The 15,995-nt window shown below is 44.2% G+C and carries 17 protein-coding genes and 1 tRNA gene; 14 read left to right on the top strand and 4 right to left on the bottom strand.

Translation table 11 applies throughout. The annotated features are described in order from the left end of the window. Position 1: 1 nt before the first annotated feature. From BN3282_RS10255 to BN3282_RS15615, 7 genes are all read left to right on the top strand, one after another. Positions 2 to 1,156, top strand: coding sequence for an ABC transporter permease (locus tag BN3282_RS10255; RefSeq protein WP_059068916.1), 1,155 nt, complete (start codon positions 2 to 4; stop codon positions 1,154 to 1,156). Then, complete coding sequence (locus tag BN3282_RS10260) at positions 1,143 to 2,291, top strand: ABC transporter permease (RefSeq protein WP_059068918.1); 1,149 nt, start codon at positions 1,143 to 1,145, stop codon at positions 2,289 to 2,291. The genes BN3282_RS10255 and BN3282_RS10260 overlap by 14 nt, the downstream gene beginning before the upstream one ends. 83 nt (positions 2,292 to 2,374) lie before the next feature. Continuing rightward, entirely contained in the window at positions 2,375 to 3,760 is a 1,386-nt protein-coding gene (locus tag BN3282_RS10265; RefSeq protein WP_059068919.1) for an MATE family efflux transporter, read from the top strand. 129 nt (positions 3,761 to 3,889) lie between these two features. Next, complete coding sequence (locus tag BN3282_RS10270; protein WP_059068921.1) at positions 3,890 to 4,720, top strand: Mrp/NBP35 family ATP-binding protein; 831 nt, start codon at positions 3,890 to 3,892, stop codon at positions 4,718 to 4,720. 180 nt (positions 4,721 to 4,900) lie between these two features. Beyond that, entirely contained in the window at positions 4,901 to 5,086 is a 186-nt protein-coding gene (locus BN3282_RS10275) for a ferredoxin (protein WP_059068922.1), read from the top strand. A 134-nt stretch (positions 5,087 to 5,220) separates the two neighbouring features. Next, positions 5,221 to 5,706 (top strand): hypothetical protein, encoded by a 486-nt coding sequence (locus BN3282_RS10280; RefSeq protein WP_059068924.1) that lies wholly within the window; start codon positions 5,221 to 5,223, stop codon positions 5,704 to 5,706. Positions 5,707 to 5,778: 72 nt separating this feature from the next. Further along, positions 5,779 to 5,895 (top strand): AraC family transcriptional regulator, encoded by a 117-nt coding sequence (locus BN3282_RS15615; RefSeq protein ID WP_408606327.1) that lies wholly within the window; start codon positions 5,779 to 5,781, stop codon positions 5,893 to 5,895. A gap of 165 nt (positions 5,896 to 6,060) precedes the next feature. Here the strand turns inward: BN3282_RS15615 and BN3282_RS15105 are convergent, their stop codons facing one another. Both BN3282_RS15105 and BN3282_RS10285 read right to left on the bottom strand, forming a co-directional pair. After that, positions 6,061 to 6,234, bottom strand: coding sequence for a hypothetical protein (locus BN3282_RS15105; protein WP_162858242.1), 174 nt, complete (start codon positions 6,232 to 6,234; stop codon positions 6,061 to 6,063). An 84-nt stretch (positions 6,235 to 6,318) separates the two neighbouring features. Next, positions 6,319 to 6,405 (bottom strand) — tRNA-Ser (locus BN3282_RS10285). A gap of 95 nt (positions 6,406 to 6,500) precedes the next feature. On the opposite strand from BN3282_RS10285, the gene BN3282_RS10290 reads away from it, so the two are divergent. The 3 genes from BN3282_RS10290 (at position 6,501) to BN3282_RS10300 (ending at position 10,810) form a co-directional block, all read left to right on the top strand. Further along, positions 6,501 to 7,442 carry a ketopantoate reductase family protein gene (locus BN3282_RS10290; RefSeq protein WP_059068926.1) on the top strand — a complete coding sequence of 314 codons (942 nt, stop codon included), beginning with the start codon at positions 6,501 to 6,503 and terminating at the stop codon, positions 7,440 to 7,442. After that, positions 7,439 to 8,437 (top strand): Gfo/Idh/MocA family protein, encoded by a 999-nt coding sequence (locus BN3282_RS10295; protein ID WP_059068928.1) that lies wholly within the window; start codon positions 7,439 to 7,441, stop codon positions 8,435 to 8,437. The genes BN3282_RS10290 and BN3282_RS10295 overlap by 4 nt, the downstream gene beginning before the upstream one ends. A gap of 93 nt (positions 8,438 to 8,530) precedes the next feature. Then, positions 8,531 to 10,810: an adenosylcobalamin-dependent ribonucleoside-diphosphate reductase gene (locus tag BN3282_RS10300; protein WP_059068930.1), complete on the top strand. Its 2,280-nt coding sequence runs from the start codon at positions 8,531 to 8,533 to the stop codon at positions 10,808 to 10,810. Positions 10,811 to 10,915: 105 nt separating this feature from the next. On the opposite strand, the gene BN3282_RS10305 is transcribed toward BN3282_RS10300, so the two are convergent. Both BN3282_RS10305 and BN3282_RS10310 read right to left on the bottom strand, forming a co-directional pair. Next, a complete protein-coding gene (locus tag BN3282_RS10305; RefSeq protein WP_059070383.1) occupies positions 10,916 to 11,302 on the bottom strand; it encodes a helix-turn-helix transcriptional regulator in 387 nt (128 codons plus the stop codon). 116 nt (positions 11,303 to 11,418) lie between these two features. Beyond that, the gene (locus tag BN3282_RS10310) at positions 11,419 to 11,865 is read right to left on the bottom strand and encodes a CYTH domain-containing protein (RefSeq protein WP_059068932.1); all 447 of its coding nucleotides are present in this window, start codon (positions 11,863 to 11,865) and stop codon (positions 11,419 to 11,421) included. A gap of 239 nt (positions 11,866 to 12,104) precedes the next feature. On the opposite strand from BN3282_RS10310, the gene BN3282_RS10315 reads away from it, so the two are divergent. The 4 genes from BN3282_RS10315 to clpX all read left to right on the top strand — a co-directional run bounded on the left by BN3282_RS10315 (position 12,105) and on the right by clpX (position 15,991). Beyond that, complete coding sequence (locus BN3282_RS10315; RefSeq protein ID WP_059070385.1) at positions 12,105 to 12,653, top strand: DJ-1 family glyoxalase III; 549 nt, start codon at positions 12,105 to 12,107, stop codon at positions 12,651 to 12,653. 86 nt (positions 12,654 to 12,739) lie between these two features. Next, entirely contained in the window at positions 12,740 to 14,026 is a 1,287-nt protein-coding gene (tig, locus tag BN3282_RS10320) for a trigger factor (RefSeq protein WP_059070387.1), read from the top strand. An 86-nt stretch (positions 14,027 to 14,112) separates the two neighbouring features. Continuing rightward, positions 14,113 to 14,694, top strand: a complete 582-nt coding sequence (clpP, locus tag BN3282_RS10325) for an ATP-dependent Clp endopeptidase proteolytic subunit ClpP (RefSeq protein ID WP_059068934.1) — start codon at positions 14,113 to 14,115, stop codon at positions 14,692 to 14,694. A gap of 25 nt (positions 14,695 to 14,719) precedes the next feature. Then, on the top strand, positions 14,720 to 15,991 hold the full coding sequence (clpX, locus tag BN3282_RS10330; RefSeq protein WP_059068937.1) for an ATP-dependent Clp protease ATP-binding subunit ClpX: 1,272 nt from the start codon (positions 14,720 to 14,722) through the stop codon (positions 15,989 to 15,991). The last annotated feature ends 4 nt before the right edge of the window (positions 15,992 to 15,995 follow it).

The following is a 15,995-nucleotide window of genomic DNA, read 5'->3' on the forward strand; positions in this document are numbered from 1 at the left end:
AATGCTGGATTTGATCAAATATACAGGGAAAGCAAAGCTTAGGAATTTAAGCACTGTATTTTGGCCCTTCTTCTTTCCTTTGCTTCTAGCTACCTTCTTCTATCTCTCGTTTGGAAATATTTCAGAAGCGGATTTTGAGACGATCCCGGTCGCAGTCGTGAAACAGGAAGTACAAAGCGAGAGCGTAAAAGAAGAACAGAAAGTGTTTTTGCAGTTTCTTGCTGCAGTAAGTGTAAAAAAGGAGACAGAAAACGGACTGCTCCGCACGGAGGAAATGACGGAAAAAGAAGCGGAAAAAACTCTGCGGGCCGGAAAGGTGCAAGGAATCTTCTATGTAGGGAAAGAACGTTCTCTGACTGTAGGAGGAAACGGTATTTCTCAGAGTATTTTGCAGACTCTCCTTGAAAATTATGAGAATGGCAGACAGGTGCTGTTAAATATAGCGCAGAAACATCCGGAGAAAGTCGAGATGGTGATAAAGAGTCTGTCCAAACAAGATGTATATATCAAACAGGTATCTTTAGGAGGTAAGACGACAGACGGAAATGCGCAGTTTTTCTATGCATTGATCGGAATGGCATGCTTATACGGATGTTTCATCGGCTTCGGGTCGGCGATGTGTCTGCAGGCGAATCTGACAGCGCTTGCCGCGCGCAGATGTGTCAGTCCTGTACACAAAATGAAACATATTTTGATGGAAATCCTTATTTCTTTCGCATTACACTTTTTTAATATTATGGTTCTGCTTCTTTATTTGAAATATGGATTTAGACTGGCATTTGGCGGTAATTTTCTGAAGATGATCCCGATCGCGCTCCTTGGAAGTATGCTTGGTGTTTCTATGGGACTGTTTGTCAGCAGTATTGGGAAAATGGGTGAAGGCGTAAAGATTGGGATTTTGATCGGCGTCTCTATGCTATGCAGTTTCTTGGCAGGCTTGTTCAATGGTACGATGAAGGATGTTGTGGAGAGAAATATACCCTTTCTCAATCGCGTGAATCCGGCGGCAGTGATTGCGGATGCATTGTACAGTATCAATGTGTATGATGATCCGGCGCGCTATATGAAAAATCTTATGCTTCTTGGGAGTTTGTGTATCTTGATGGTGACCGGAGCGTTTTTGATCGTGAGGAGGGAACGGTATGACAGTATTTAAGGCATATATGAAAATCGCAAAGAAAAATATATGGTTGTTTATGATGTACCTTGCTATTTTCTTTGTAGTTACCGTAGTCTTTCAAAAAGTATCGGCAGGAGAGAAAAAGGCGCCGGGATATCAGAAAGCAAGTGTGCCTATTGGAATTGTAGATGAGGACGAAGGCGTGCTGGCAGACAGTCTGAAAGAATATTTGGGAAGGACGAATGAGATTGTTCTTCTTCCAAATGAGAAAGAAGTACTGCAGGAAAATTTGTTTTATCGGAATGTAGAGTATATTTTGTGGATACCGGAATCCTTTGCGCAGACGTGTATCGCAGAAGGGGAACCTTTGAAAGTTGTGAAGCTGCCGGGATCCTCTTCCGGATATTATATAGATCGACAGATCAATAGTTTCCTGCAGTATGCCCAAATTTATGAAGCGGCAGATTTTACAGAGGCAGAAGCTGCAGAAAAAATGCGGGATATAAAAAGTGCAGAGATTACCTTGCTTGATACAAAGAAGAATGTAGGAAAAACACCGGACTATACGTTTTATTATCAATATATGCCTTATCTTGTTATGAGTGTTATATGTTATATATTGGGGTATATCTTGTTAGGCTTCAGAAGAGGCGAGCTGTCACGCAGAATGCAGGCATCTGCTGTATCGAGACAGAGGCAGAGCGCGGAAGGGATAGCGGCGGCATGTATTCTGTCGCTTGCCTTGTGGACGATCTTGACGGCGGTGGGAATATTGCTGTATGGGCAGCGGTTTATAAAGAGCGAAGGGTTTGTGTGGTTTTTGCTAAATTCGCTTGTCCTGGTACTGACTGTTCTGTCGATCGCTTATCTATGCGGACTGGCAATAAAAAATTCCAATGCACTTAGCGGACTGGTCAATACGCTTACTTTGGGCATGTGCTTTGTATGCGGAGTCTTTGTACCGCTTGAGTATATGAATAAGACGGTGAAGACGGCGGCACAGTTTCTTCCGATCTACTGGTATGAGAAGGTCAATCAGATCCTGAGTGAGTTTGGGGATATTACAGGAAGCGTCAGGACAGAAGTCCTGCAGGGGATCGGGATCCAGCTTGTATTTGCCTTGGCGTTTATGTGTGTGACATTTGTGGTATCAAGAGAAAAACACTGGTAGGAGAAAAACAGAAAAATATGCTTTACATCCCTTTCGAAAAACAGCTATAATAACGGATGAGAAAAGGAAATGAGAGGGATAGTATGTTTTTAAGAGAAAAGGAAGAGAATCTGGGAATAGACTGGAAAGTTTTTTACTACAATGTCATCGCGCTTGTCATTCCTATGGCATTGCAAAATCTGATTAATGTCGGAGTGACGGCGGCGGATGTTATTATGCTGGGAAGGGTAGGAGAAAAAGCGCTTTCGGGCGCTTCCCTTGCTGGGCAGGTACAATATATCATGACCTTGTTTTTGTTTGGACTGACGTCGGGAGCCACTGTTTTGACAGCGCAGTATTGGGGGAAGAAGGATAAAAAGGCAATCGAAAAGATCCTGGGAATGACAGTGAAAGCGGCGATCCTTGTCACAGCTGCTTTTATGGCAGCAGCACTTGCGGTGCCCGGTCTGCTTATGAAGATTTTTACAAATGATCCGGCAGTCATAGAACAGGGCGTATCATATCTGCGGATCGTCGCTTTTTCTTATGTTTTGATGGGGATCACGCAAGGCTATCTGTATGTGATGAGAAGTGTGGAGAGAGTCGTGGTAGCGACGGTCGTTTATCTGCTTTCTCTGCTGTGCAATGTGGCGCTGAATTCAATCTTCATCTTTGGTTTATTCGGATGTCCGGCAATGGGCGTGAAAGGGGCGGCAATTGGAACAGTATGCGCGAGAGTGCTGGAGATATGCCTCGTGGCAGGGTATGCGCGTTTTTTTAATAAGGATATCAAATTGAAAGTGTCCTATATCTGGCATGTGGACAGGACATTGTTTTCGGATTTTATGAAATATTCGCTTCCCGTCGTAGCAAATGAAATCATGTGGGGTCTAGGCACTGCTGCTAATACAGCGATCTTGGGGCACTTGGGCAGTGCGGCAGTAGCGGCAAATTCTGTGGCGCAGGTAGCAAGACAGCTTGCGACGGTCGTCGCATTCGGGCTTGCCAGCGCGGCAGCAATCTATCTGGGGAAGACGATCGGTGAGAAAAAGATGGAACATGCCAAGGCATATGCGCGGCGGTTTATTTTCTTAAGTGTCGTTATGGGTCTGGCCGGCGGACTTTTGATCCTGGCGGCGGCTCCGTTAGCAGCGGCAGCATTGTCGCTGACAATGGCGGCGAAAGAGTATTTAAAATTTATGTTTTTTGTCATGTCTTATTTCGTGATCGGGCAGGCATGGAACACCACAATGGTCGTAGGCATCTTTCGTTCCGGCGGGGATACACGTTTCGGGTTGCTGCTGGATGTAGGGACGATGTGGGGATGTTCCATTTTGTTAGGTTTTATCGCCGCGTTCATACTGCATTTGCCGGTACCGCTCGTATATATGATACTGATGAGTGATGAACTGATCAAATTACCGATCACATATAAGCGGTATAGAAGCTACAAGTGGCTGAAGATCGTGACGCGAGAAGAAGATAGCTGATATTATAGCAGGGTAAATGTATAAAAAGAGTGTTTTCCTTCCTGAAAATATGTTATACTGTATATCGACTGTACAGATGAAAACTGTAAAAACAGGAAATAAAAGAAAGCAGAGAGAAGGTATGTAAAGATGGCAGAAGAACAAAATAATGGAGGATGTTCAGAGTCTTCCTGCGCAGGCTGTGAACATGCGTCTACATGTGAGAGTAAAAAAGAGGATTTTCGCGTACCGGCTAATATGTATACGCAGGTAAAGAAAGTGATCGGTGTGATCAGCGGAAAAGGCGGCGTTGGGAAATCTCTTGTGACAGCATCTTTGGCACGTATGATGCGTGAAAAGGGATATACAGTAGGTATTTTGGATGCAGATATCACAGGACCATCCATTCCTAAAATGTATGGTGTGCATGGCATGGCAAGAGGAACGGAAGAAGGGATTTTACCGTGTATCGCAAAGGATGAGACGAGGATCATGTCTGTGAATCTTCTCATGGAGGATGAATCTGCTCCGGTCATCTGGAGAGGTCCGGTCATTGCAGGTGTGGTAAAGCAGTTCTGGTCTGATGTTATGTGGGGAGATCTGGATTATCTGTTTGTGGATATGCCGCCGGGAACAGGAGATGTGCCGCTGACTGTATTCCAGTCGCTTCCTGTAGACGGAGTCGTGATCGTGACGTCGCCGCAGGATCTGGTGCAGATGATCGTAAAGAAGGCATATCATATGGCAAAGCAGATGGATATACCGGTACTTGGGATCATAGAGAATTACAGTTATGTAAAATGTCCGGATTGCGGAAAAGAAATCAAAGTGTTCGGAGAAAGTCATATTGATGAGATCGCAGCAGAACTGGATATACCGGTACTTGGGAAAATGCCGATAGATACGGCTATTGCAGAAGTCGTGGAGGCAGAGAAGTTCTACGAGGCGCAGAATCCATATCTGAAGGACATCACATTGTAAAAGATTTAGACGGAAGCGTACGCTTATGTATAATCTGAAACATTTGGGCACATACTTATATAAAAGTGGACGAAAGATTTAAGATGCTTTTTATCTATAGGCTTCTTCGTCTGCTGCATGGAAGCAGGTGTGCGACCAAAAACATCCAAAACGGTATTATTATGGAAAAGGAGCAAATATATGAAAGCGTATGTAGACGAAAACTGTATTGGCTGCGGCCTTTGTGCATCCATCTGTCCGGAGGTCTTTGAGATAAATGAGGATCAGGTAGCGCAGGCTGTGGGAGAGATTTGCGAGGCGACGGAGGATACAGTCAGAGAAGCAAGAGACAATTGCCCGGTAGATGCAATTCATACAGAAGAATAGAAGATACGACGCGTCGAGATGTCTGGTCATAAAAGCTGTTCGGCGCAATATAAGAAGCTCGTTCGCGGGCTTCTTTTTATAGTTCTGCACTGATCCATGGTTTTCGCATATCATAAAAAAAAGGGGTTTTTGCCATGGCATATGAAAATTACCAGAAAGTAACGGGGACGATCCAGAATGTGACCAGCGGGAGCGACTGCTGTTCTCAGATGGTTTCGATCATGACAGATAGTAATATGGAGACAATCAATCTTATCATTTCGCCGGAGACGCAGGTGATCGACAGTGTAAGATTAAGAAAGGGAATGCGGGTAGCTGCCTTTTATGATACAAGTCTGCCTGCACCGGCGATCTTCCCTCCGCAATATCAGGCAGAGCTGGTCACTGTGTTAAGAAGAGAACAAAATGTAATGCTGGATTATTTTGATGAGACTCTGACTGCGCAGAACAATGCGCTGCAATTAAATCTGACACCATTTACGAATATTATGACAGCCAATGGACAGAGATATACTTGTTTCCCGGAAAATGCAGATCTGCTTGTATATTATACGGCGACGACGTTCAGTATTCCGCCGCAGACAACGCCGCAGAAGATCGTTGTGCTGTGTTCCTATTGATGAGAAAACACACAGATTGATACAAGGATAAAAGGGGCGCTGCAAAACAGGTGAGACATCCTCTTTGGATATATTCACAAAAATTACTGTGAGGAGGTTACGCTGTCTATATTAGCTGAACAAGTGGGGTATTCCGATGCATATTATTTCAGTCGCGTAAAAAAGAACAGGTTTTGCCCCCCTGCGTGATTAAAAACAGAGAATAAAAATATAAAACGCGGGCTTACTTTTAAAATGAAGCAGGCCCACGTTATTTTGTATTACTTATTTAGTATTTATACAAGAAATCAGCAAGTATGTCTATTGTATCAATGTTTCGTATGCCGAAACACATAATATCATCATACCCGCTTTTCAAGATTTTTTGTTGTCTATAGCCGATACATTTTGAATAATCTCCTCAGCTAAATCTGTATTTATATCCTCTAGCATTGCAAAGTGCATGCCAATATTTCGAATATCTTGAATAATATTGTTCATAGTCTGGGAAATGTTTGCATTGGTAAGCCGTTCAGAGGTCAATTTCATATTATCACTCCCTATCTAACGGAAAAGTTATAGTTTCGCCGCAGAAGGATATATACAAATATAAAATATTAGAAATAAAAAAAGCGGAGACGGTGGGATTCGAACCCACGTGCCCCAAAAGGACAACCGCATTTCGAGTGCGGCTCGTTATGACCACTTCGATACGTCTCCATAAGTTTTCCTAGCTATTATAGCAAAAAAACAGAATAAAGCAAATAGATTTTAAAAGAAAATTCGTGTATAATATGAAAAAAGGAGGAAGAACGATGGAGATAAATAGTGTAGCGCTCATCGGTCTTGGTGCGATGGGTTCTTTTTTTGCGCCGCGGCTGGAAGCATGCCTGGGAAAAGATAAGTTCTGTGTGATCGCAGAAGGAGAAAGAAAGAAGCGTTTGGAAGAGCAGGGAATTACGGTAAACGGCGTAGTGCATCGATTCCGTATCCTGCCGCCAAAAGAAGGAAAAAGGGTGGATCTGGTTATCATGGCTGTCAAGGATACAAGCCTTGAGCAGGCGATACAGGATATCCGCCAATTTGTGGGAGAAGATACACAGATACTCTGTGTGATGAACGGTGTGGACAGTGAGGAGAAACTTGCGTACGAGTATGGTTGGGAACATGTTTTATACTCCTATATGAGAGTATCGATCGTGATGAAAGACGGAAAGACAGAATTCAACCCATATAGCGGAAAGGTATATTTTGGGGAAAAGGAAAATGAAGAGCCTTATACACAGCGGGTGCAGGCGATAGCCCGGTTATTTGAAAAGAGTGATATCCCTTTTCAGATACAAAAGGATATGCTGCATGGTATCTGGCATAAATTCGCCTGCAATATCGGAGAGAATCTTCCCTGTGCCCTGCTTGGCATTCCCTTTGGTTCATTGATAAAAAGTGAACCGGCAGATGAAATCCGGATGGCGGCGATGCGGGAAGTGCAGCAGATCGCCCTGAAAAAAGGAATTATACTGACAGATGAACAGTTGAATCGGCAGAAAGAAGCGTTGTACAGAATTCCTTTTTATAACAAGCCATCCACACTGCAGGATCTGGAAAATAAGAGAAAAACGGAAATCGAGATGTTTGCGGGGGCGGTCGTACGCATGGGTAAGGAGACAGGTGTAGATACGCCTATATGCTGGATGCTCTTAAAAGCAATACAGGTGCTGGAAGAAAAAAACATAGGATTATTGGAGGAAAACAGATGATACGTTTTGCGACAATCGGTACAAATTTTATTGTGGATCTATTTTTGGAGGCGGCGGGACAGTGTTCGCGTCTTATGCATACTGCGGTGTATTCCCGTTCCAGAGATACAGGAGAGCAGTTTGCGAAAAAGCACGGTGTAAACACGGTGTATACAGATTTGACAGAATTGGCAGAGGCGGAAGAAATCGATGCAGTCTATATAGCAAGCCCGAATTTTTTGCATTGTGAACAGGCGGTGCTTATGTTGGAACATAAAAAACATGTACTCTGTGAAAAACCAATCTGCAGCAACTACAAAGAATTTATGAGGATGAGACAGGCGGCAATGACAAATAATGTCGTACTTTTGGAGGCAATGCGTCCAGCCTATGATCCGGGCATGGCAGCTGTAAAAGAAAATTTGCCTAAGTTGGGAAAGATCAGAAGAGCGTCGTTTCGTTTTTGTCAGTATTCTTCCAGGTATGATAAATTTAAAGTTGGACAGATCGAGAATGCATTTAAACCGGAACTGTCCAATGGGGCGCTGATGGATATAGGTGTATATTGTGTGCATCCGCTTCTTCTGCTCTTTGGAAAACCGGACAGAATACAGGCGGACGCGGTGTTTTTAGAAAATGGAGTGGACGGGGAAGGAACAATCTTGGCAGGGTATCCTGATATGCTGGCAGAACTTTCTTACTCTAAGATTACAAATGGAATGGCAGAGAGCGAGATACAGGGAGAAGAAGGTATTTTGATCATTGACAGGCTCGTGGATCCGAAAGAACTAAGGATTCTTTACAGAAAAAAAGAGGACGAAAAGATTCGGATTCAGAAACCGGAAAATAATATGCTGTATGAGATCGAGAAATGGTGTGATCTGATTGAGGAAAAACTGCCGTCTGAGGAAGCACTTCACATTTCTGCTATGGAGATGGAGATGATGGACGAAGTAAGAAGAAAGCTTCAGATTGTATTTCCGGCAGACAAAGTTGCAGAGCCTGTACTGCCATAGAGGGCAGTGGATTTTCTGTTTCTGGCATATGTCTGGGAACAGAAACAGTAAATAAGAGAAACAAAATAACAAGATAAAAGAAAGGAAGGAAAAATGACAGTAGAGGAATGGCTGGGAGAAGGCAATCAGCTTGGTATAGATATATGGACGAAGAAGTACTGTAATGAGGGAGAATCCTTTGAGGATTGGCTGCATCGTGTAAGCGGAGGAAATGAGGAGATCGAAGGATATGTCCGGGAGAAGAAATTCCTGTTTGGGGGCAGGATATTATCGAATCGGGGACTTCATAAGGAAGGAAGGAAAGTCACGTATTCAAATTGCTATGTAATCGCGCCGCCGGAAGATGAGATTGAAAGTATTTTTGACTGTGCAAAGAAGCTGGCCAGGACATACAGCTACGGCGGAGGATGTGGAATAGATATATCCAATCTAAGTCCGCGGGGAGCGAAGATCAATAATGCTGCGAAGGAGACAAGTGGTTCTGTATCCTTTATGGATCTGTATTCTCTCGTAACGGGACTGATCGGTCAAAATGGCAGAAGGGGTGCGCTGATGATCTCCATTGACAGTTCACATCCGGATGTAGAGGAATTTATCGACCTCAAAACGGATTTGGATAAGGTGACCAAGGCGAATATATCTATTCGGATCCACAAAGATTTTATGGATGCAGTAAAGGAGAATAAAGACTATCTTCTGCATTATGAGAGAGCGGCAACGGGAGAAGTGATAGAAAAAAAAGTCAATGCGAGAGAGATGTTCCGAAAGATTGCAGAGACAAACTGGGATTATGCGGAGCCGGGCGCTTTATTCTGGGATCGGATCACAAGCTGGAATCTGCTGAGCAATACAAAAAGTTTTTCCTATGCAGGCGTCAATCCGTGTGCAGAAGAACCGCTGCCCGCAGGCGGGAGCTGTCTGCTTGGCAGTCTGAATTTGGCAGAATTTGTGCAGGATGCATTTACGGAAAACGCGGTATTTGACTTTGAAGATTTTAAAAAATGTGTACAGGCTTCCGTGTGCGCATTAAACGAAGTATTGGAAGAAGGACTTCCTCTGCATCCTTTGAAAGAGCAGCAGGAGAGTGTGAAAAAGTGGCGTCAGATTGGACTGGGGATCATGGGACTGGCAGACTGTCTGATCAAACTGGGACTGACATATGGGGAAGAAGATGCGGTAAACATGTGTGACAAAATCGGGTTTGCGATGGCGGACGCCGCGATCATGGCATCTGCGAAGCTGGCAAAAGAACTGGGAACATTTCCGGCCTGCCAGACAGAAGAGATTGAAGAAACACCGTATTTTCTTGCGAACACAACAGAAAAGACAAAAGAAATGGTCCGTAAATATGGACTGCGGAATTCGCAGCTCCTTACGATCGCGCCAACGGGAACACTGTCTACTATGCTGGGGATTTCTGGTGGGATCGAGCCGATCTATGCAAATTACTATGAGAGAAAAACAGAGTCGCTGCATGGAGAAGATGTATACTACAAGGTTTATACGAAAATCGTGGAGCGCTATATGAAGCAGTTTGAATTAAAGGATGATAAACTGCTCCCGGATTATTTTGTGACAGCGATGACTCTGGATTATCGGCAGAGGATTGATATGCAGTCTATCTGGCAGAAACACATCGATGCTTCGATCAGTTCTACAGTTAATGTGCCAAACAGTTTTACGGTGGAAGAGACAGAAGGACTCTACATGTATGCTTATGATAAAGGTCTTAAAGGAATCACGATCTTCCGCGACGGCTGTAAGCGGATCGGGATCTTAAATACAGATACGGCGAAAGAAGTAAAGAAGGTAAAGGCAGGAGAGGGGTTAAAAAGAGGGGATATTCTGCTGGTGACAGACGATGTAGTCGGCAAGAAGAGAAAATTGATCACAGGCTGCGGCAGCCTGCACTGTATCGCCTTGTTCGATCCACATACGGGCGCTTTGCTGGAAACCTATTTAAGTAAAGGGTCTACGGGAGGATGTAACAACTTCATGGTAGGGCTGTCCCGTATGATCTCGATCAGTGCAAGAGGCGGCATTGATATCGAAACAATCGTAGATCAGCTGAATTCCAGTGGATCCTGTCCGTCCTATACAGCGCGCAGGGTGACCAGAAAAGATACGAGCAAAGGCGCCTGCTGTCCGATGGCAGTGGGAAATGCGCTGTTGGATATGTACAATGAAATGCAGGAGGAGTTGCAGGAGAAGGCGGAAGGAGCACCTAAGAAGGAGAAAAAGATACCGAAGCCAAAGGCTGTAACGACAGAAGCATCCATTGATAAAATCTATTGCCCGGAATGTGGAGAGCCGCTTGTATTTGAGGGAGGATGTAATATCTGCAAAAGTTGTGGATGGAGTAAATGCCTGTAAGAATATAGAACGGAATTAAAAAATAGATATAATAAGATGTTTAATTGAAATAAGCTGAAAAATCAGGAGAATATCCTCGTATTTGTGGATATTCTCCTGATTTTTCTATAGAGAATCGGTCACATTTAGCACCTTTTTGACCAGTCTGCGGTCATCGTCAGAAGCATCGCGATACTGGCGGATCAATGTGACTTCTTCTTGTGTCAGATAAATCGTGTCGGCGGATGAAATTTCCAGAGCGGTAGTATATGGACCTTTCTGTTCCTGCAGGATGCCGTCCTGCCGAAAAGAGTGGTTTACAAGTTCATCCAGCGAAATATGATAAATCTGAGAAAGACGTATCAGAGAATCTAGATCCGGAGTACGTTTGCTCGTCTCATAATTAGAATACGCTTGTCTGGAAATATTCAGCATATCGCTGACTTGCTGCTGCGTGTAATTATGTGTTTTCCGCAATCTCAATAGATTACTTACAAGCTGTATATTCGACACACTGACACCTCCATTTACGCAGAATTTGATAGTACACATTATTATAGCAAGTTTCCCTATAAATGGATATTTATGCGACGAAATGAAAAGAAATGCAGAATAGACACAAAGCGTTGCTATTTACTGAGACTGCTGTTATGATAGCTGGGATCATATGTGACTTCATTCTGAAACCATTCGGGCGGGATATAGGATCTGGCAGAGTCTTCATCTGGAAATTCTACCTCGGCGAGGCAAAGCGGAGCAAGTTCGCCTTCGAACACATCGAGTTCGACCGTGAGTCCTTGCCCGGCGGGGATAAGATATCTTCTTTTTTGGATCAGTTTGCCGTCAATTTTTGTTCTCAGATGTACGTAGGCTTCTTGTGTCAAAGGAAGATTGTATTCCTCCCGTATCATCAGTCCTTTTGACTTGTAAGTCAAAATATAGTCATTGTCTTCTCTGCGTATACGCACGACAGGTTCTGTGCAGAGGTACCCCTGTTCTATGTGATGGGAAGGAAGGTCTGTAAGGGGGAAGGGAAGTTGATCTGGATCGATCAAAAATTTACGCTCAATTTCCATTTTATTCTCCTTTCTGTCCGGGAACTTTTCTTATCATAATATATTTTGGGGTTCTCTGGCAAGGAAAGAGGGACAAAACGTTGCATTTCCTATATGTATTTGATAAACTAAATACTGCAGGATCGATGTACAGGCGGCGGTATGGCGGATTTTGATACTGTCGCCTGTGCGCCGGAGTTGTGGGCAGAACCGGTGGGAAAACAGGAGAAAAAGCCGGAAAAATGAAGGAGGAAAGAGCAATGAAAGAAGTGTGTGTATTTCTTGCGGATGGCTTTGAGGAGATAGAAGGGCTTACCGTAGTCGATATTCTGCGTCGCGCAGGAGCCTGTGTTAAAACGATTTCAGTGACTGGGGACTATACTGTTCATGGGGCTCATCAGATTGATGTGCTGGCGGATGAGCTATTTGAAAAAATGGATTTTCAGAATATGGAGATGCTGGTGCTTCCTGGAGGTATGCCGGGTACGCTCCACCTGAAAGAACATGAAGGTTTAAGAAAACTTCTTTTGTCGGCATATGAAAGAAAGCTTCAGATCGCGGCGATCTGTGCGGCGCCGTCTATATTGGGAAGTCTTGGATTCTTAGAAGGCAGGCAGGCATGTGCCTATCCATCTTTTGAAGAGGCTCTGACAGGTGCGGCAGTGGTGCAGAAACCGACGGTAACAGACGGTAATATCACCACAGGAAGAGGTATGGGAGCAGCCATTGCTTTCGGACTCCGCCTTGTTTCTGTTCTGTATGGGGAAGAAAAGGCACAGGAAGTGAAAAAAGCCATTGTTTATACTTAAAAAATGCTGGAAATTTGCGGCTATTTATGCTATACTGTTCCAATGACTGCGAATATCTGGATAAAATCAAGGAGGAAGATAAAAAAATGAGTTTACAGGTAGAAAAATTAGAACATAATATGGCGAAACTGACGATCGAAGTTTCTGCTGAAGAAGTGGAAAAAGCTCTTCAGGCGGCATATATAAAAGAACGCAAAAAAATCAGCGTGCCGGGATTCCGTAAAGGGAAAGTTCCGCGCCAGATGATCGAGAAAATGTATGGACCGGAAGTGTTCTATGATGAAGCGGCAAATCATATGATTTCAGAGGCATATGGAAAAGCATACGATGAATGTGAGTTAGAACTTGTCTCTCAGCCGAAGATCGATATTGTACAGCTGGAGAAAGGCAAACCGTTTATTTTTACAGCAGAAGTAGCGGTGAAGCCGGAAGTGACATTAGGCGAATACAAAGGTCTGAAAGTAGATAAAGTGTCCACAAGAGTCACACAGAAAGAAGTGGATGAAGAAATCGAAAAAGAACGCGAGCGCAACGCCAGAACAATTGAAGTGACAGACCGCGCAGTACAGGACAAGGATCAGGTGCTTCTTGATTTTGAAGGTTTTGTGGATGGAGAAGCATTTGAAGGAGGAAAGGGAGAAAAGTATCCTCTGACGATTGGTTCAGGCGCGTTTATCCCGGGCTTTGAGGAACAGCTGATTGGCGCTGAGATTGGAAAAGAAATGGAAGTAAACGTAACATTCCCGGAGGAATACCAGGCAAAAGAACTGGCTGGCAAGGCAGCTGTATTTAAATGTACAGTTCATGAGATTAAGGTGAGAGAACTGCCGGAATTGGATGATGAGTTCGCTTCCGACGTTTCTGAATGTGAGACACTGGATGCTTACAAAGCAGAAGTGAAGAAGAAGATCAAAGAGCGCAAAGAACGTGAAGGAAAAGAAAAGAAAGAAAACCAGGCTGTAGACGCAGCGATCGAAAATGCGCAGATGGATATCCCGGCGGCAATGATCGATCTGCAGACAAAGCAGATGGCGGATGATTTCGCACGCCGTATCATGCAGCAGGGACTTACTGTAGAGCAATACTTCCAGTTTACAGGGATGACGGAAGAAAAGATGATGGAAGAATTAAGACCGCAGGCAGAGAAACGGATCAAGACAAGATTGGTTCTGGAAGCGGTTGTCGCTGCAGAGAATATTGAAGTTTCAGAAGAACGTCTGGAAGAAGAATTGAAGAAGATGGCAGAGTCTTATCAGATGGAAGTTGAGAAACTGAAAGAATTTATGGGCGAAAATGAAAAGAAACAGATGAAAGAAGATATTGCGGTACAGGAGGCGGTAACACTCATCGCTGAGGCTGCGGTAGAAGGATAAGACAACCTGTAGTGAAGGGGGTGCCTGGGTATTGAGGGCATCCCGATTCTACTTTATAGATTCAGATAGAGTTAGGAGGAAGACAGATGAGTTTAGTACCTTATGTCATTGAACAGACGAGCCGTGGGGAGAGATCCTACGACATTTATTCCCGGTTATTGAAAGAACGGATTATTTTTCTTGGTGAAGAAGTAAATGATGTATCGGCGAGTGTAGTTGTGGCACAGCTTCTTTTTCTGGAAGCAGATGATCCAGACAAGGACATCCAGCTTTATATCAACAGTCCGGGTGGTTCTGTAACTGCGGGACTTGCTATTTATGATACAATGCAATATATTAAGTGTGACGTATCGACAGTATGTATCGGTATGGCCGCAAGTATGGGAGCGTTTCTCCTTTCCGGAGGGAAGAAGGGAAAGCGATTTGCGTTGCCTAATGCTGAGATCATGATCCATCAGCCGTCCGGCGGAGCACAGGGGCAGGCGACAGAGATTCAGATCGCTGCGGAGCATATCCTGCGTACGCGTCAGAAGTTAAATGAAATTCTGGCTGCAAATACAGGGCAGCCGTTGGAAGTTATCAAGGTAGATACAGAACGGGATAACTTTATGTCTGCGGCTGAAGCGAAAGAATATGGATTAATAGACGAAGTGATCGCCAGCCACTAAAGGCGGCGATATGAGGTGAGAGTATATGGCAGGAAAACCAAATGACGACATCGTGAGATGTTCTTTCTGTAATAAGACACAGTCACAAGTGCGCAAGCTGATAGCAGGGCCGAATGGCGCGTACATCTGCGACGAATGTATAGATGTGTGCGCAGAGATCATAGAGGAAGAATTTGACTATGGAGACCGCAGAGGTTTTGACGATATTAATCTTTTGACACCGGAGGAGATAAAAGCCTTTTTAGATGATTATGTCATCGGTCAGGATGAGGCAAAAAAAGTGCTGTCTGTGGCTGTCTATAATCATTATAAAAGAATCATGGCAGAGCAGGATCTGGGGGTAGAGCTGCAAAAGAGTAATATTTTAATGTTAGGGCCTACAGGGTGCGGCAAGACCCTGCTTGCACAGACACTGGCGAAGATTTTAAATGTTCCTTTTGCAATAGCTGATGCCACTGCTTTAACAGAGGCGGGATATGTCGGTGAGGATGTGGAGAATATTCTGTTAAAGGTGATTCAGGCAGCAGATGGAGATATTGAGAGGGCAGAGCATGGAATCATCTATATTGACGAGATCGACAAGATCACAAGAAAATCGGAGAATCCGTCGATCACTCGTGATGTATCCGGTGAAGGCGTACAGCAGGCACTCTTAAAGATCATTGAGGGGACAGTTGCTTCCGTTCCTCCTCAGGGCGGCAGAAAACATCCTCATCAGGAATTGATCCAGATTGATACAACGAATATTTTGTTTATCTGCGGAGGAGCTTTTGAGGGAATCGACAAAATTATAGAGACACGGCTGGATCGCAAGTCTATCGGTTTCAACGCAGAGATAGCGTCAAAACATGAATATGATATTGATGTGCTTCTGCACGAAGCACTTCCCCAGGATTTAGTAAAATTCGGACTGATCCCGGAATTGGTAGGGCGTCTTCCGGTTACGGTATCGCTGGATATGCTGGATAAAGATGCGTTGATAAGGATCCTGACAGAGCCTAAGAGCGCGATCGTGAAGCAGTACCAGAAGTTATTGGAATTGGATGGGGTAAAATTGGAATTTGACAAGGATGCCTTGACTGCGATAGCGGAGACTACCCTTGCCAGAAAAACCGGCGCCAGAGGATTGCGTGCGATTATGGAGAATATCATGATGGATACGATGTTTAAAGTACCGTCAGACGACACGATCAAAGGATGCCGGATCACAAAGGAAGTTGTTCAGGGAACGGGCGTGCCGCTCTATGAGTGTGATGGAGAAGAACGCCGGTCGTTTTTGACATCTGAGAGTGCTTAATATT

The organism is Mediterraneibacter massiliensis, from assembly GCF_001487105.1.
In the GTDB taxonomy this organism is placed as follows: domain Bacteria; phylum Bacillota; class Clostridia; order Lachnospirales; family Lachnospiraceae; genus Mediterraneibacter; species Mediterraneibacter massiliensis.

Coding starts and splice junctions, on each gene's coding strand:
- BN3282_RS10255 (WP_059068916.1), top strand. CDS start 2: ATGCTGGATTTGATCAAATATACAGGGAAAGCAAAGCTTAGGAATTTA.
- BN3282_RS10260 (WP_059068918.1), top strand. CDS start 1,143: ATGACAGTATTTAAGGCATATATGAAAATCGCAAAGAAAAATATATGG.
- BN3282_RS10265 (WP_059068919.1), top strand. CDS start 2,375: ATGTTTTTAAGAGAAAAGGAAGAGAATCTGGGAATAGACTGGAAAGTT.
- BN3282_RS10270 (WP_059068921.1), top strand. CDS start 3,890: ATGGCAGAAGAACAAAATAATGGAGGATGTTCAGAGTCTTCCTGCGCA.
- BN3282_RS10275 (WP_059068922.1), top strand. CDS start 4,901: ATGAAAGCGTATGTAGACGAAAACTGTATTGGCTGCGGCCTTTGTGCA.
- BN3282_RS10280 (WP_059068924.1), top strand. CDS start 5,221: ATGGCATATGAAAATTACCAGAAAGTAACGGGGACGATCCAGAATGTG.
- BN3282_RS15105 (WP_162858242.1), bottom strand. CDS start 6,234: ATGAAATTGACCTCTGAACGGCTTACCAATGCAAACATTTCCCAGACT.
- BN3282_RS10290 (WP_059068926.1), top strand. CDS start 6,501: ATGGAGATAAATAGTGTAGCGCTCATCGGTCTTGGTGCGATGGGTTCT.
- BN3282_RS10295 (WP_059068928.1), top strand. CDS start 7,439: ATGATACGTTTTGCGACAATCGGTACAAATTTTATTGTGGATCTATTT.
- BN3282_RS10300 (WP_059068930.1), top strand. CDS start 8,531: ATGACAGTAGAGGAATGGCTGGGAGAAGGCAATCAGCTTGGTATAGAT.
- BN3282_RS10310 (WP_059068932.1), bottom strand. CDS start 11,865: ATGGAAATTGAGCGTAAATTTTTGATCGATCCAGATCAACTTCCCTTC.
- BN3282_RS10315 (WP_059070385.1), top strand. CDS start 12,105: ATGAAAGAAGTGTGTGTATTTCTTGCGGATGGCTTTGAGGAGATAGAA.
- tig (WP_059070387.1), top strand. CDS start 12,740: ATGAGTTTACAGGTAGAAAAATTAGAACATAATATGGCGAAACTGACG.
- clpP (WP_059068934.1), top strand. CDS start 14,113: ATGAGTTTAGTACCTTATGTCATTGAACAGACGAGCCGTGGGGAGAGA.
- clpX (WP_059068937.1), top strand. CDS start 14,720: ATGGCAGGAAAACCAAATGACGACATCGTGAGATGTTCTTTCTGTAAT.